The organism is uncultured Agathobaculum sp. (assembly GCF_963927765.1).
Classification (GTDB): Bacteria; Bacillota; Clostridia; order Oscillospirales; family Butyricicoccaceae; genus Agathobaculum.
This window is the reverse complement of record NZ_CAWVCU010000012.1, coordinates 1-14,067: the sequence shown is the minus strand read 5'-3', so window position 1 is coordinate 14,067 and position 14,067 is coordinate 1. Positions and strand designations below refer to the sequence as shown.

General features: G+C 55.4%; 13 protein-coding genes. 4 read left to right on the top strand and 9 right to left on the bottom strand.

All coding sequences use genetic code 11. From position 1 onward, the window contains the following. Positions 1 to 135: 135 nt before the first annotated feature. Positions 136 to 981 (bottom strand): transporter substrate-binding domain-containing protein, encoded by an 846-nt coding sequence (locus tag ABGT74_RS00700; RefSeq protein ID WP_297282303.1) that lies wholly within the window; start codon positions 979 to 981, stop codon positions 136 to 138. Between the two features lie 208 nt (positions 982 to 1,189). Here ABGT74_RS00700 and ABGT74_RS00695 point away from each other — a divergent pair, with 208 nt between their 5' ends. After that, positions 1,190 to 2,530 carry a butyryl-CoA:acetate CoA-transferase gene (locus tag ABGT74_RS00695; RefSeq protein ID WP_346704057.1) on the top strand — a complete coding sequence of 447 codons (1,341 nt, stop codon included), beginning with the start codon at positions 1,190 to 1,192 and terminating at the stop codon, positions 2,528 to 2,530. A 163-nt stretch (positions 2,531 to 2,693) separates the two neighbouring features. Continuing rightward, on the top strand, positions 2,694 to 3,248 hold the full coding sequence (locus ABGT74_RS00690; RefSeq protein WP_297282305.1) for an ECF transporter S component: 555 nt from the start codon (positions 2,694 to 2,696) through the stop codon (positions 3,246 to 3,248). Positions 3,249 to 3,301: 53 nt separating this feature from the next. Here the strand turns inward: ABGT74_RS00690 and ABGT74_RS00685 are convergent, their stop codons facing one another. The 7 genes from ABGT74_RS00685 to ABGT74_RS00655 form a co-directional block, all read right to left on the bottom strand. Then, positions 3,302 to 4,600, bottom strand: coding sequence for a peptidoglycan DD-metalloendopeptidase family protein (locus ABGT74_RS00685; protein WP_346704056.1), 1,299 nt, complete (start codon positions 4,598 to 4,600; stop codon positions 3,302 to 3,304). Positions 4,601 to 4,735: 135 nt separating this feature from the next. After that, on the bottom strand, positions 4,736 to 5,638 hold the full coding sequence (locus ABGT74_RS00680) for a hypothetical protein (protein WP_346704055.1): 903 nt from the start codon (positions 5,636 to 5,638) through the stop codon (positions 4,736 to 4,738). A gap of 227 nt (positions 5,639 to 5,865) precedes the next feature. Beyond that, the gene (locus ABGT74_RS00675; protein WP_346704054.1) at positions 5,866 to 7,860 is read right to left on the bottom strand and encodes a carbohydrate-binding domain-containing protein; all 1,995 of its coding nucleotides are present in this window, start codon (positions 7,858 to 7,860) and stop codon (positions 5,866 to 5,868) included. Between the two features lie 16 nt (positions 7,861 to 7,876). Further along, positions 7,877 to 8,572: a DUF4956 domain-containing protein gene (locus ABGT74_RS00670; protein ID WP_346704053.1), complete on the bottom strand. Its 696-nt coding sequence runs from the start codon at positions 8,570 to 8,572 to the stop codon at positions 7,877 to 7,879. After that, positions 8,565 to 9,284 carry a polyphosphate polymerase domain-containing protein gene (locus ABGT74_RS00665; RefSeq protein WP_346704052.1) on the bottom strand — a complete coding sequence of 240 codons (720 nt, stop codon included), beginning with the start codon at positions 9,282 to 9,284 and terminating at the stop codon, positions 8,565 to 8,567. The genes ABGT74_RS00670 and ABGT74_RS00665 overlap by 8 nt, the downstream gene beginning before the upstream one ends. Positions 9,285 to 9,474: 190 nt before the next feature. Continuing rightward, positions 9,475 to 10,713 carry a HAMP domain-containing sensor histidine kinase gene (locus tag ABGT74_RS00660; protein ID WP_346704051.1) on the bottom strand — a complete coding sequence of 413 codons (1,239 nt, stop codon included), beginning with the start codon at positions 10,711 to 10,713 and terminating at the stop codon, positions 9,475 to 9,477. Then, positions 10,710 to 11,372 carry a response regulator transcription factor gene (locus ABGT74_RS00655; protein ID WP_346704058.1) on the bottom strand — a complete coding sequence of 221 codons (663 nt, stop codon included), beginning with the start codon at positions 11,370 to 11,372 and terminating at the stop codon, positions 10,710 to 10,712. The genes ABGT74_RS00660 and ABGT74_RS00655 overlap by 4 nt, the downstream gene beginning before the upstream one ends. A 224-nt stretch (positions 11,373 to 11,596) precedes the next feature. On the opposite strand from ABGT74_RS00655, the gene ABGT74_RS00650 reads away from it, so the two are divergent. Both ABGT74_RS00650 and rmuC read left to right on the top strand, forming a co-directional pair. Then, positions 11,597 to 12,262, top strand: coding sequence for a GTP pyrophosphokinase family protein (locus ABGT74_RS00650; protein WP_346704050.1), 666 nt, complete (start codon positions 11,597 to 11,599; stop codon positions 12,260 to 12,262). Positions 12,263 to 12,282: 20 nt separating this feature from the next. Continuing rightward, a complete protein-coding gene (rmuC, locus tag ABGT74_RS00645; RefSeq protein ID WP_346704049.1) occupies positions 12,283 to 13,551 on the top strand; it encodes a DNA recombination protein RmuC in 1,269 nt (422 codons plus the stop codon). 288 nt (positions 13,552 to 13,839) lie between these two features. On the opposite strand, the gene ABGT74_RS00640 is transcribed toward rmuC, so the two are convergent. After that, on the bottom strand, positions 13,840 to 14,067 hold a 228-nt coding region (locus ABGT74_RS00640), incomplete at its 5' end, for a winged helix-turn-helix domain-containing protein (protein WP_346704048.1).

The window sequence follows — 14,067 nt, the reverse complement described above, 5'->3', positions numbered from 1 at the left end:
ATGCCAAAGGTTTTTGTCAGGCTGGTAAAAATGACAGACGCAGACATGTAAAAATACCCTTTCCCCAAACAAAGGTAGGCGGGGCAGCACGAAAATGCTGTCCCGTCAGCCTTGATTTTCTTATGTTACAATTCCTTATTCCGCCAGGCTCAGACCATATTTCTCGGCCAGCGCAGGCAGGGTGCCGTCCTCGACCAGTTCATCCATGATCTCGTTGACCTTGGTGCAGAGATCGCTGTCCTTGCGGAAGCCGATGCCGTATTCTTCGACCGACAGCTCTGCGCCGTCAATCATCATCAGATCGGCAAAATCCGTGCCTTCGCCAATCATGCTCTTGGCAAGCGTCCAGTCGAGCACAGCGGCATCAGACGCGCCCGACTCGATCTCGAGCAGTGCGTCGGTCTGCTTGGTCACGGTGGTCAGATTGGCCTGCGACAGGTTTTCGTCTGCCTCGATCGCGGACTGGCCGGCCGAACCCGCCTCAGCTACCAGATTGGCACCGGCCAGTGAAGCAGTATCGGTATACTTATCCTTGTTGCTGTCCTTGATGACAACGACCTGCATGTTCTTGACATACGGATCGGAAACCGAAATGTTTTCCTTCAGGTCATCCGTGATGGTCATGCCGTTCCAGATGCAGTCGATGCTCTTCGCATCCAGCTCGATGACCTTGGTATCCCAGTTGATCTCAACGAACTCCGGCTCAACGCCCAGCTTTTCGCAGACCGCTCTGGCAAATTCCGTATCAAAGCCGGTGAATTCGCCGTTCTCGTCGGTGTAGTTCATCGGTTCGTAAACGGTATAGCCGATGACCAGATTGCCTTTATCCTGCACATAGGCCAGATCGCTGGTGGTTTCCGTTCCAGCATCACCGCCGTTGTTCGCGGCCGTATCGTCGGTTTTTCCGCCGCCGCAGCCAGCCAGCAGGGAAGCGCTCATCGCACCTGCAAGCAGCAGCGCCAGAAGCTTTTTGGTTTTCATAAGGGCCCCTCCTAAAATACTTTATCGTACTATGCTGTGAAAGTCATTTACCATTGTACCACTTTATTTCAGAAAATCAAGGAAAACTTTTTGAGAGTATTCTGAGAATGTTTTGGCGTAATACAAACCTCTGCTTGACCTGTATTTGCAGATATAGTATAATGAATTAAGATTGTTAAAGAATAGACAATATGGAGGTTGTGGCAAAATGGATTACACAGCACTTTATCAAAGTAAATTGACAACGGCAGAGGAAGCTGTTAAGGTCGTCAAGTCGGGTGATTGGGTGGATTATGGCTGGTGTGTCGGCACGCCGGACGTGCTCGATCAGGCGATGGCCAAGCGTCTGCCGGAGCTGACCGACGTCAATTTCCGCGGCGGAGTATTGATGCGCGTGCCGGAAATCTATAAGATTGAGGACCCCGCAGCGCATATGACTTGGAACTCGTGGCACATGTCGGGCATTGAGCGTAAGTTCATCGCCACCGGTGCGGGCTTCTATGGCCCGATCCGCTATTCCGAGCTGCCCCGCTACTACCGTGAGAGCATTGGTCATTTGGATGTCGCCATGCTGCAGGTGGCGCCGATGGATAGCCACGGCTTTTTCAGCTTTGGTCCGCAGGCATCGCATCTGCGTGCGGTCTGCGATGTAGCGGATAAGATTATTGTAGAAGTAAATGAGAACATGCCGCGCTGCCTGGGCGGTATGGAGGACTGCATCCATGTCTCCGAGGTGGATATGATCGTCGAAGGCAACAACGCACCCATGCCGGAAATGGGTTCTGCCGCGGCAACCGAGGTGGATCGCAAGGTTGCAGAGCTGATCGTGCCGGAGATTCCGAACGGCGCCTGCCTGCAGCTGGGTATCGGCGGTATGCCGAATACCATCGGCGCGATGATCGCAGAATCCGATCTGAAGGATCTGGGTGTACACACCGAAATGTACGTGGATGCCTTTGTTGACATTGCCAAGGCCGGCAAGATCACGGGCCGCAATAAGAACATCGACCGCGGCCGTCAGGCGTATGCGTTCGCGGCAGGTACCAAGAAGCTGTACGACTATCTGGACAATAACCCGGAGTGCGCTTCCATGCCGGTCGATTATACCAATGATGTGCATGTGATTGCGGGTATTGACAACTTTATTTCGATCAATAACGCAGTTGATATCGACCTGTACGGTCAGGTTAACGCCGAGTCCGCCGGCACCAAGCAGATTTCCGGTACGGGCGGCCAGCTCGACTTCGTCATGGGCGCTTACCTGTCTAAGGGCGGAAAGAGCTTCATCTGCTTGTCCTCGACCTTCAAGCAGAAGGACGGCACGGTCGCATCCCGTATCCGTCCGACGCTGGCAAACGGCTCGACCGTGACCGATCCGCGCACGACTACGCATTATATCGTAACTGAGTACGGTATGGTCAACCTGAAGGGTAAGTCCATGTGGCAGCGTGCCGAGGATCTGATCTCGGTGGCGCATCCGGACTTCCGTGAGCAGCTGATCGCAGACGCGGAAAAGATGCATATCTGGAAGCGTTCCAATAAGCGCTAAGACGCGAACAAAATGCACAGCAGAACAGCTGCCCGATGGGCGGCTGTTTTTTATGCTCCAAACTGGCATTGTATAAAATACAAAAACTGACGCTTTTTCAAATGCCACAAGCACACTATAATAGGAGCATCAAAAGCGATCAATCGAAAGAAGGCGTTTCAATATGGCGACCCATAAAACCAAAACCATCATTACAGCGGCGCTGCTGGCAGCACTGACCACCGTTGCCACCATGGTAATCCGGATTCCCACACCGACGCTGGGCTACATTCATCTGGGCGACGGCATGGTGCTGATTTGCGGCATTCTGCTCGGGCCGGGGCTGGGGGCGGTTGCCGCGGGCATCGGTTCCATGCTGGCGGATCTGTTCGGCGGCTATATGGCATGGGTGCCGGGAACGTTTGCGATCAAGGCGCTGACCGCATTGGTTGGCGGCTGGCTGTACCATCATATGGTGAAGCGCGAGCGCATGTCCACGCCGGTGCGCGTGGCGCTTTGCGGAATTCCGGCGGAGCTTGTGATGGTCGCAGGCTATTTTGCTTATGAAGTCGGCATGGAGCTGCTTGCGGGCAGCGCAGCGAGCGCTGCGGCAACGGCAGTGCTGGCCGGTGTGCCGTTCAATCTGGTGCAGGGGCTTGCCGGCGTGATCGTATGCGCGGTGCTGCTGCCGGTGCTCAGTCATGCCAGCGCAGAAATGGGTGCGCGCATCCGTACTTGAGACGTGGATAGCAAAAATAAAACGAGCCGTTAAAAACGGCTCGTTTTTGCGTTTCAGGCAATGCTGATATATTGCTGAGGATCGACTTTTTCATCCCCCACATGGACTTCAAAATGCAGATGTGGGCCGGTGGAGTTGCCGGTGTTGCCGGAAAGCGCGATTTTGTCGCCTTTGGCAACAATGTCACCGACCGAAACCAGCAGCTGGGAGTTGTGTCCATACAGGGTTTTGTAACCGTTCTGATGGTCGAGGATGATATAGTTACCGTAGCCGTTTCCGGAATCTTCGGCTACGATCACCTTGCCGTTATCCGCGGCATAAACGGGCGTGCCTTCGTCAGCAGCCAAATCCACGCCGCTGTGCAGCTTGCCCCAGCGCCATTTGAAGCCCGAGGTAAAGGTGTAATTGCTGATGGGCACCATAAACTCGCCCGTACCGATGCCGATGTTGCGCGTGCCGACTTCGATGATCTCGTCGGTGGCGTTGCTCAGTACCGTACGCTCCAGAATGGTGCGTCCATGCTCCTGACCGTCCACGGTTTGGATCTCCGCCGTGACGACTGCTTCGCCTTCGCTGCCCTCCTGAATGGTGGCGCAGTAGGTTTGATCCAGTTCGTCGTTTTCGCGGGTAATGGTTTCATAGGGGATGGATTCGGTGTAGGTTACTGCGCGGGTGGAGGTCACATCCAGCCGCGGGGATAATTCCTCATAAAGCGTGGACAAATCGGAAACCAACGCGGTTTCCGCCACCACTTCGTCCACCCGGACGGCTTGCAGGAAGTCGGTGTTTTCGTCTGCCGCAGTGGTATATTGGGCTTTTACACGGTCGAGCAGCGCTTGTGCATCCTCGGCGGAGCGGCACACACCGGCGCGCTCACCGTCGACCGAGATGACTGCCAGCGTATCCAGTTCTCCGCTGGCCCCAATCAGGTCGCTTTTGAGTTCTTCCTCGGTCAGGAACTGGGATGCAGGCGCTCGCAGCGTACGAGTCTCAATCGAGACGGGCAGGGTATACGCTTCGTCCGACAGGGAAGAGGCGCTTTGCTCAATTTCTGCCACCGCTGCGGACAGCGTGTCCGAATTTTCCACCAGTCCAAGCGGACGGTCATTGGCATAGACCATCGTACCGGTTTGTGTAAGCAGTGTGCCGGGGACGAAAAACAGCGGAACAAACACGGCAAGCGCGCAGACCGCACGTTTTCGTCCGGCGGTGCGCACAGCGCGTCCGATGGCCGACCAGAGCGGCAGATCATACAGCAGGCAGATCAGTCGATCCAGCAGTAGAACGGCACGGACCAGCCCGTACAGCAGGCCGGAAAACAGACCGAAAACAAAAGATAACAGGTTTCGCATGATGGTAGTATGGAGAAAATGTCCTCCCCATATTCCCTCCTTTCGCAATTCAAAGGTTACAGTTTGGTAACAATTGATAGCTTACGAAAACAGGAGGGCGAAGTCATACGAAACCTGTCGGATGATTCAAATATTTTATTTTTTTAGCGCGTTGCCCGTGAAATCTGTGGGGAAAAAGCGCGGATCGAGCGGTTTTTGTTGATAATAGCGGTCGAGCACGGCGCGTTGCAGTGAGACGGCCAGCGGCACAGCGGCGTCAAACAAATCGCAGAAAGAATCCGTCCGCTCCTCTCCGTTCGCCGTCCAGACGCGGTGGTCCTGATTGGCGCAGTCGGCGGGCAGCGGCTCATCCGGACGGATGAGCGCGGAGGCCAGTCCGGTCTTGCCCATCAGACGCTCGAAATGCAGCAGACGGCTGCGGATATGGCTGCCGCTGTGTGTCAGGTGAAGCACGCGGCGCATGTCGTGCAGCGAACGGTATACCGCAGCAGGAGAAACGCGCACGCCGTAGGCGTCGCGCGCAGCGTGTGCTAGCACACGGGCCAGCACAGTGCATTCGGCGGCATTCGGATCGAGCAGACGGAATGCCTCGTAACCCGCCGGTTCGGCAGCGATGTAGCCTGCGATCATGATGCCGTCAATATCGCTTTCGACCAGCTTGCTCCGGGCTTCGGTGGAGTAACCGGGCATATAGAGTGCCAGACGGTCAGCCTGTGCCTCAAGGAACGCGTGGGTGACCCGACTGAGCGCATAATGTGTGCAGAAACCGAACACATAAGCAAGCGCTGCGGTGTTGTGCTCCTGCACAGCGGCGGCGCAAAGTGCTTCAAACAGCGGCGCGGGCGGTTCGGTGCAGATACGATGGGTGAGACGGCGCACCGGGCCGGGAAACGGCGCGTGATAAAAGGCGAGCGGGTCGGGACCCTGCGCGCCCCAGCGGTAAGCCGCGGGACAGGCATCCGCGATGTGCGCCACGGAATCTCCGGTGACACGCTGTACGGTTGTGGCAAAAATATGGTGGGTGGCAAAAGAGGGCATAATAGTTCACCTTCCGCAAACAGCTTTTCGACAATGCCGCGATATGTGCAGCATAGCCTTTACAAAATATTATCCATAGTATACCGCAAACGTTTGTAAAAAGCCAGCAAAAGCGGCAGATATATTTTCTGTCAAAAATGGAAGCGCTGGTACATAGGGGAAAGGACCGGATGGCGTTTGTGCCATCCGGCCCTTCCCTGGATTGTGATAGAGGATGTCAAGTTGGTTCAAGATGCGGCAGAAGCGGTATCCTGTGTCGGTTCACTGCGGCTGCCGCGATTGCCGCCCATTCCATGGTTCATGCCACCGCTGCCATACAGCAGACCGTCCAGCGTGACTTCCGTGGAGGAGGTGCCTGCTGTGACGGTGTAGGTGCCGTCGCTTTCTAAGCCGGGACAGCTGATGACCACTGAACTGAATGCCTGCGGCGCTTCCCGGGAGGCCAGCACATTGCCTGCACTGTCGCTGACAGAAACCGTACTGCCTGCCGCTTGCGCGTCGACGGTGAGCAGGATCGCGCCCTGTGTGGAGGCGTCTCCGAAGTTCTGCGCCATGCCGGATGAGCCGGTGCCGATCAGCGTGCCGCCGGTGATGGAGGCATTACCGTTGTAGTCCAGAGCGGAATCCGCGCTGCCGTCCTTGGTGGACACGCAAACTGTACCGCCGCTGACGGTCAAATCACCGTTGGAGTCCAGTCCGTCGCCGCCTGCGTTGATGGTCAGATTGCCGCCGGAAATCGTGATATACACACCGCTTTCTGCAGCAAACTGATCCTGACCGTTGCCGCCAAAGCCGCTTTGGTCGGCGCCGCCCGCCGCGTTGACACCGTCGTCACTGGCAACAACATTGATATTGCCGCCGCTGACCGTGACGGTCAGTCCTTCCAGACCTTCGTAGCAGGTGGAGATGTCGATATTGCCGTTCGAGACGGTCAGTGCATTGTCCGCATGAAACGCATCGTCACCTGTCTGGATGCTAGCTGTACCGCCGCCTATAGTCAAGTCGCCGTTCGAGTGGAATGCGTCATCGGCGCAGTCCATCGTGAAGCTGCCGTCCAGAATGGTCAGTGCGGTACCGGCTTTCAGCCCCTTGGTGCTGACGGTGTCGGTTGTTTCTGTTTCAGTAGAAGCGGTGCTCTCTGTCGTTGCAGCAGTGTCTGCGGGGGCATTGGAAGTCGCTGTAGTATCGGCAGGTGCAGCATCTTGCGGCATTTCGGCAGGCGGCTGCATGCCGTCCTGCGGCATTTCACCCGTTGGACTCTCCGGCGGCTGTGTGCTGCCATCCGTGGTGGCGCTGCTATCGGAAGCGGGCATGCGTCCACCCTTACCGCCTCCCATACCGCCGGGTGCAGCTTCGCTGGTGTGCGTCTCGCCGTTTGCGCTGCCGCCGCCGGTGGTGATGGTGCAGGTCGCGTCATCCACCTGCATCCAACTGCTTGCGCTCAAACCGTCGCCCTCGGCGGTGATGGTAAAGCTGCCTCCAGCCAGATAGACAAAGCCCTTGTCCGTATCCTCGGTGTTGTCGCTCTGGATGGCATCCTTACCCGTTGTCAGCGTGAAGGTACCGTCGGCAATGCGCACACTGTCTTTGCCGGACAAGCCCTGACCGGTGGCAGTGATCACATAGGTGCCGCTGGTGACAACCAGATCGTCCTTGGTGACCACGCCGTGACCTGCGGGCGAATCCACGGTGAGTGTGCCGAGACCGTTGAGGGTCAGGTCGGCTTTGGAGAAAATCACGCCGTCAATGTTGTTGTCATCCAGTTGGGTGAAGGTCTCGCTGCCCGACAGCGCATTTTGGGAATCCGCCGCCGTGGTCACAAAGACCTTATCGGCTTGCCGGACATACAGGGCGGCGCAGTCTGCGCAGTGGATGCTGGCGTTATCCAGCACCAGCTGGATCTTGTCGGTCTCTTCTGCGTCGACAATGACCATGCCGTCATCCAACGTACCGGACAGGATATAGGTGCCCTCGTCGGTGATGGTGATGGTGCCGCCATCTATGGTGACCGCATCGCTGTCGCACGAGACGGTGCTGCCAGAAAGGGTGATCGCGGCGGCGGTGGTTTCATCATAGCCGACCTCGAGATCGCGGTCGGTAAACATGTCGGATGGAGTGACCAGTGCGGTCTGTCCGGTTGCGTCTGCCGCTTTGGCGGCTTGACAGCCGGATACCAGCACGGCGGCCGCCATAAGCAGCGGCAACAGGCAATGTTTTTTCATAACGGTAAAGCTCCTTTTATAATTCCGCAGTAAGGGTTTCCTGTTTGGAAACCGTGATTTCCAGATTGCCGTTGCGGCAGCGAAGCTTGTCGATCAGTTCTTTTTCCATGCTCGCGCTGCGCAGCGTGATGTTGTAGGTCAGTCGGAACAGACTGCCCATGTTGGTGGTTTTGACTTGCGTTAGTTCACAGGCTGAGGTATATTCGCGCAGCAGTTCATCAAAGACACCGGTGTAGTCCAGATCCTCCGGGATGGTAATGTGCAGCGTGCGGTACAGCGCGGCTTTTTTTCCTGCGCCGAAGTCGATCGCGTTATACAGCATGGTGGCTGCGCCCAGCACAATAGCAAACAGGAAGGCATATGCGATATAGCCCATGCCGATGATCAGACCGGTGCCCATCGCCAGAAAGATGGCGCCGATCTCCTTTGCCGTGCCGGGGACGGAGCGGAAGCGAACCAGACTGAACGCACCGGCCACAGCAACACCTGCGCCGACATTGCCGTTGACCATCATAATGACGACACAGACGATGGCAGGCAGCAGCGCCAGTGTGGCGACAAAGCTGCGTGTGTAGCGCGTGCGGTACATATAGCAGGCCGCCAGCAGCAGCCCGACGACCAGCGCGCTTGCCACGCAAAGTAAAAAGTCAGAAACCGGGATGACTGTAGTCATCTCTGTGTCAAATAGGCCGCGAAATAGATTGTTAAGCATAGAGCAGTCCTCCGGAAAATTGAGTATCCAGCATGTTTTGATATGCTGCACCGTATTTGGAAAAAGAAGTGTGGAAAATGCAGTGCTCGGTCAGCGCGTGTGTCATCCAGAGCGGCATGCCGCCGGAGGTTTTGATCTCCATGAGCGTTTGACCGCCCGTCAGCAGAGGGATACCGTAAATCGGGCTGCCAAGCGAAAAGTCGCGGCAGCGGTACAGGATGTTTTCATCAAAGGTGATGCGGAAGTCGCTGCCGTCGAGCGCATAGAACGCCTCGCGCTCATAGGACAAAAAGACTGCGGGGCGCAGTGTACGATAATAGGCGCGGAAATATTCGATTTCGTCAGCGATTTGGGACTGCACGGGCAGCGCATCGCCAGTACGAAAGCTGGTCATAGCCTGTTCTTCCGGCAGCACCAGACGTCGTTTATAGACCACGGACTGAAACTTCTTTTTCAGCTCCACGAATACTGGGTCGTTTGACTCCGCCCGCTGATAGCTGCGGATGCGTAGCTTTTCCTTATAGGCGGGCTTTTCCAGCGAGCGTCGGATCAGCCGGAAGGTATCGGTATCATAATAGATGTTTCGGATGGTGCTTCGGCCGAATTGATCCAGCTGCATATGTCCCCGCATGGCACGCAGCAGTTGTTCTTTTTGCTGTGCGGTCAGTAAGTATTTGATTTCGTATCGTTCAAAGGTTGTCTGATACGCCATGGATGCTTCCTCCTTTGTGTGGGTTTGCGTTTATGATGTTGCAAGCCGTGTTTCTTGATTGTGCTCAGTATACCGCCGCAGCCTTAACCAAACTTTAACCGGAACCTTAACCGAACTTAAAAATGCATATCCGGGCATAAAAAAACAGCAGAACCCGTTGGTTCAGGCGGGTTCTGCTGCTTTTATAGGTTCATACGGGAAATGTGGCGGTGATGCGTAAGGAGGCTTCGTCTGCGGTGGAGGCGGTGATTTTGCCCTTGTGCGCGGTTACGATAGCCAATGCAATAGAAAGGCCGAGACCGTAGCCGCCAGTCTGCGAATTGCGGGACTGATCGGTGCGGTAAAACCGGTCGAACAGGTGCTCGGTCTGGGCCTTGGTGATGTGGTCCACCTCGTTCCAGACCGACAGATGGATGAGGTTTTTCTGCTGCTCCAGCGTGCAGGAGATTGTGCTTTGCGGGCTGGAATATTTGACGGCGTTGTCCAGCAAAATGGAGAACAGCTTGCGCAGGGATTTTTCATCGCCACGAATCGAAAGCATCGGCTGGATATGCAGCTCGAGTGTTTTGTCCTGCGTGCGCGCCACTGCCTGAAACGGTGCGATGGTTTCTTCCGCAATGTCGGACAGCGGCAGTTCGAGCATTTGCAGCTGTGTTTGCTCTTCCTCCATGCGGGAGAGCAAGATCAGGTCGTTTGTCAGGTCGGCCAGCCGTTTGGTCTGCGCTTGAATGTCGCAGATCCATTCGTTTTCCCCGTAGTCCATGGCGAGGATCTCTGCGTCGGCATTGAGAATGGTCAGCGGTGTTTTCAGCTCATGCCCGGCGTCGGTGATGAACTGCTTTTGTTTTTCGTAATTTTCCAAAAACGGCCGCACGATGCGCCCGGATAAAAAGATGAGCAGAAGAAAAACCAGCAGTGAGCCGACAAACGATACGCTGACGCAGGCGAAAAGCAGCGTTTTGAAATTATCCAGCCCGCGGCTGCAATCGAGGAACAGGATAAGCGTTTCTGAGGAGGAGGTATCCACCAGAAAACGGTATTGGTCAGCAAAACCCTGTGTTTTGCCCTGTTTCCAGACGCTTTGCGCATAGTCGATCGCGTCCGAGGTGTCCACGGCGGCAATCTTTCCGGTGTTGACCGACTGTACGCTGCCGTCCTGCGAGAGCGTGACAAAGAAATACCGGGTTTCATAGGGGAGCTCGGGCGATAAATGCGGTTCTTTTTTGGGGAAAGGCTCATCGGGGGGCGGTTCATGATTGTTTTTTGGGAAAAAACCGTTGTTTTCTGCCAGCAAAGCAAGTGTGCTGTCCGCGTCCTGGATCACCTGACGGTAATAGACGAGATTGACGGCGCTCATAATGACCAGCAGTACCGCCAGCAGAGAAACCATAGAGGCGATAATCAGTTTCATGCGCAGTTTGCGGATCATGGCAGCTCCTCCAGTGAATAGCCCGCGTTTCGGGTGGCTTTGATTTGTATGTTGGCGTGCAGGGCGGACAGTTTTTTGCGCAAATAAGAGATATAGACCCATACCACATTGATTTCCGCTTCGCTGTCATAGCCCCAAATCTTTTCCAGCAGGCGCTCAGATGCTATCAAACTATGCGGGTTGCGCATGAGCAGCTCGAGTACCTGAAACTCCTTGTTGGCCAGCCGAAAGCTGCCCGCTGGGGTGGATAACTCAAAGGTAGCGCAGTCCAGCGTTACGTTGCCCATTTGCAGGCGGGAATCAGTCTGCACCGTTTGCGTGCGGGTCATTGCCCGGATGCGTGCCAGCAATTCCTTTGTGTGGAATGGCTTAGTCAGATAATCGTTTGCTCCCGCATCCAATCCGAGTACTTTGTCATCCACCTCGGCTTTGGCGGTCAGCATCAATATCGGAATTCGGTTGCCCCGGCTGCGGATGGTTTTGAGTACGGTGATGCCATCCACCTTGGGCATCATGATGTCCAGAATGACACCATCATAATTATCCGCCTCCAGATAGTCCAGCGCGGCCTGTCCATCGTCCACAGCATCCACAGAATAATTGTTTCGTTCCAGAATGGTGACCAGGGCTTTGGACAGAGCCTTTTCATCCTCGGCCAGTAATAATCCATATGTGCTTCTCCTTCATCAGAGCAGTCTGCAACCTTGCGTTGCCGTTTGCTTTATTATACAATATCTGCTCCACTTTAAATAGAGTTAAACTTGCGGCAGGAAGTGCTGGGGTAAACCTGCGGAACGGGATAGCGGGGGCTGCTGATTGTGCATGCGATGGAAATATGGTATAATGAAAAAAACATCATGCAGTTGTAGGAGGAGGGGAACGCATGGATTTTGCAGATTTTTTTGCGATAGATAAATTGTCGCAGCACGACGAGGAACAGCTGCTCGAATCCGCGATGCAGCTGCAGCAGATGATGATGCTTTATGAGGCAGGTATCCGTGAAATTAAAACCAAACTGGATATTTTAAGCGATGAGTCGCGCATTTCCGGCAAGCCAAGTCCAATCGACTCGATCAAGAGCCGCATCAAAACCCCGCGCAGCATCATCGGTAAGCTCAAACGCCGCGGTTTTCCCATCTCGCTGCAATCTATGATGGAAAACCTCAATGATATCGGCGGCATTCGAGTAATCTGCCCGTTTATTGAAGATATTTACACCGTTGCCGATATGCTCATGCGGCAGAACGATCTGACGCTGATCGAACGCAAGGACTATATCGAAAAGCCCAAGCCGAACGGCTATCGCAGCCTGCATCTGATTTTGGAGGTGCCGATCTTCCTGTCTGACCGCACGCAGCCGGTGCGCATCGAATTGCAGCTGCGCACGATTGCGATGGATTTTTGGGCAAGCTTGGAGCATCAGCTGCGTTACAAGTCCGATATCAAGGTGCCGGCGCATATCTCAGATGATCTGAAGGCGTGTGCAGATGTGATTGCTGCAACGGATGAGGAAATGCAGCGCATCGCTAAGGAATTACACGTACTCTGAACCGAAAGGAAAAACTCGCTATGCAATACATACCCGTTATCACACTGGCGTTGGTCGTGGTGCTGCTGGTGCTTGTCATCGTGCTGCTCACTCGGCGGCAGCAGCCGTCCGGGGGCAGCGATGCAAACAGCTCCATTACCGCGCTGGGTACGCTCGTCAACCAGAACCTGCGCGAGGGGCGCGAGGCGCAGATGAGCCAGCTTGCCGCGATGGACAAAAGCCTTGCAGGCAAAATGAGCGCGGTGACCGATCAGCTTGGCCAATTTGAGCGGCGGCTGCACGGCTTTACCGCGGAAACCACGCAGAATCTGGAGAATATCCGCGTGACAGTCGACCAGAACCTTCGAGCCATGCAGGCGGACAACAACAAAAAGCTGGATGACATGCGTCAGATCGTGGATGAGAAGTTGCAAAAAACACTGTCCGAACGGATGAATGAGTCGTTCCGATTGGTCAATGAGCGGTTGGAGCAGGTTTATAAGGGATTGGGCGAGATGCAGACGCTTGCGCAGGGCGTAGGCGACCTGAAAAAAGTGCTGACCAACGTCAAAACGCGCGGCATTGTGGGCGAGATCCAGCTTGGCGCGATTTTGGAGGATATTCTTGCACCCGAGCAGTATGCGGTCAATGTTGCCACGCGGCCGAACAGCCGCAATGTGGTAGAGTATGCGGTCAAACTGCCGGTGGAGGACGGCGGCCACGTCTGGCTGCCGATCGACTCTAAATTCCCGGGCGACACCTACGGCGCGCTGCGCGACGCTTATGAGGAAGGTTCACGCGAGCAGATCGACTCTTGTGCAAAGGCGTTGATCGCCACGCTTAAATCCGAGGCAAAGGATATTCACGACAAGTATCTCGAGCCGCCGTATACGACGGATTTTGGCATCCTGTTTCTGCCGTTTGAGGGGCTGTATGCTGAGGCGGTCAGCCGCGGCATGGTTGAGGTATTGCAGCGTGATTATCACGTTAATATCGCCGGCCCCAGCACAATGGCGGCGCTGCTCAACAGTTTGCAGATGTCCTTCCGCACGATTGCGATTCAAAAGCGTTCGGGCGAGGTGTGGAGCGTGCTGGGCGCGGTCAAAACCGAGTTTGACAAGTTTGAGGCCTGTCTGACGCAGACGCAGACCCGTCTCGATCAGGCCAGCCGCGAGCTGGATAAGCTGGTCGGTACGCGCACACGCGCGATCCGCCGCAAGCTCAAGGGGGTAACCGAATTGAGCGAAGCGGAAAGCCAGTCGGTGCTCGGGCTGACAGGCGGTGCGGATGTGCCGGAGGATGAGGAATAAAGAAAAAGGGGCTGTCCTGCAGGACAGCCCCTTCATAAATTCTTAAGAAAAATTTCACAGTTTTGTGAAGGACAGGCAGCGAAAAACAGGGTAGAATAAAATCAGAAAAACAAAGGAGGATCGTGGTATGAATCAGGACAACGGAAGAGCAAACGGATTGTTGGATTGGTTCCGGCACTGGACAGACGTCCTGTTCGGCCCGATCGAGCGCGGTAAGTACCGCGGCTGGTAACGAAGAAAAACGTCCCTGCGGCCCATGCAGATGCATGTGGCTGCGGGGACGTTTTGTTATGCCTCGATGTAATAGCCTACGCCGCGTTCCGCATGGATCTGCGCATCTGAGCCGATGGTGCGCAGCTTGCGGCGTACAAGTGATAAGTACACCTCGATGGCGTTGTAGGCGGATTCGCAGTCAATGCCCCAGACCTTTTGCCGCAGGGTTTCGCGTGGCAGGACTTGACCGGTGTGCAGCAGGAACAGCTCGATCAGCTGCATCTCCTTGCAGGATAGGCGGAT

What these genes read in the sequence shown, in the direction of transcription:
- rmuC (WP_346704049.1), top strand. Translation starts at nt 12,283, where the DNA reads ATGCAATACATACCCGTTATCACACTGGCGTTGGTCGTGGTGCTGCTG.
- ABGT74_RS00680 (WP_346704055.1), bottom strand. Translation starts at nt 5,638, where the DNA reads ATGCCCTCTTTTGCCACCCACCATATTTTTGCCACAACCGTACAGCGT.
- ABGT74_RS00665 (WP_346704052.1), bottom strand. Translation starts at nt 9,284, where the DNA reads ATGGCGTATCAGACAACCTTTGAACGATACGAAATCAAATACTTACTG.
- ABGT74_RS00700 (WP_297282303.1), bottom strand. Translation starts at nt 981, where the DNA reads ATGAAAACCAAAAAGCTTCTGGCGCTGCTGCTTGCAGGTGCGATGAGC.
- ABGT74_RS00695 (WP_346704057.1), top strand. Translation starts at nt 1,190, where the DNA reads ATGGATTACACAGCACTTTATCAAAGTAAATTGACAACGGCAGAGGAA.
- ABGT74_RS00660 (WP_346704051.1), bottom strand. Translation starts at nt 10,713, where the DNA reads ATGATCCGCAAACTGCGCATGAAACTGATTATCGCCTCTATGGTTTCT.
- ABGT74_RS00675 (WP_346704054.1), bottom strand. Translation starts at nt 7,860, where the DNA reads ATGAAAAAACATTGCCTGTTGCCGCTGCTTATGGCGGCCGCCGTGCTG.
- ABGT74_RS00690 (WP_297282305.1), top strand. Translation starts at nt 2,694, where the DNA reads ATGGCGACCCATAAAACCAAAACCATCATTACAGCGGCGCTGCTGGCA.
- ABGT74_RS00685 (WP_346704056.1), bottom strand. Translation starts at nt 4,600, where the DNA reads ATGCGAAACCTGTTATCTTTTGTTTTCGGTCTGTTTTCCGGCCTGCTG.
- ABGT74_RS00650 (WP_346704050.1), top strand. Translation starts at nt 11,597, where the DNA reads ATGGATTTTGCAGATTTTTTTGCGATAGATAAATTGTCGCAGCACGAC.
- ABGT74_RS00670 (WP_346704053.1), bottom strand. Translation starts at nt 8,572, where the DNA reads ATGCTTAACAATCTATTTCGCGGCCTATTTGACACAGAGATGACTACA.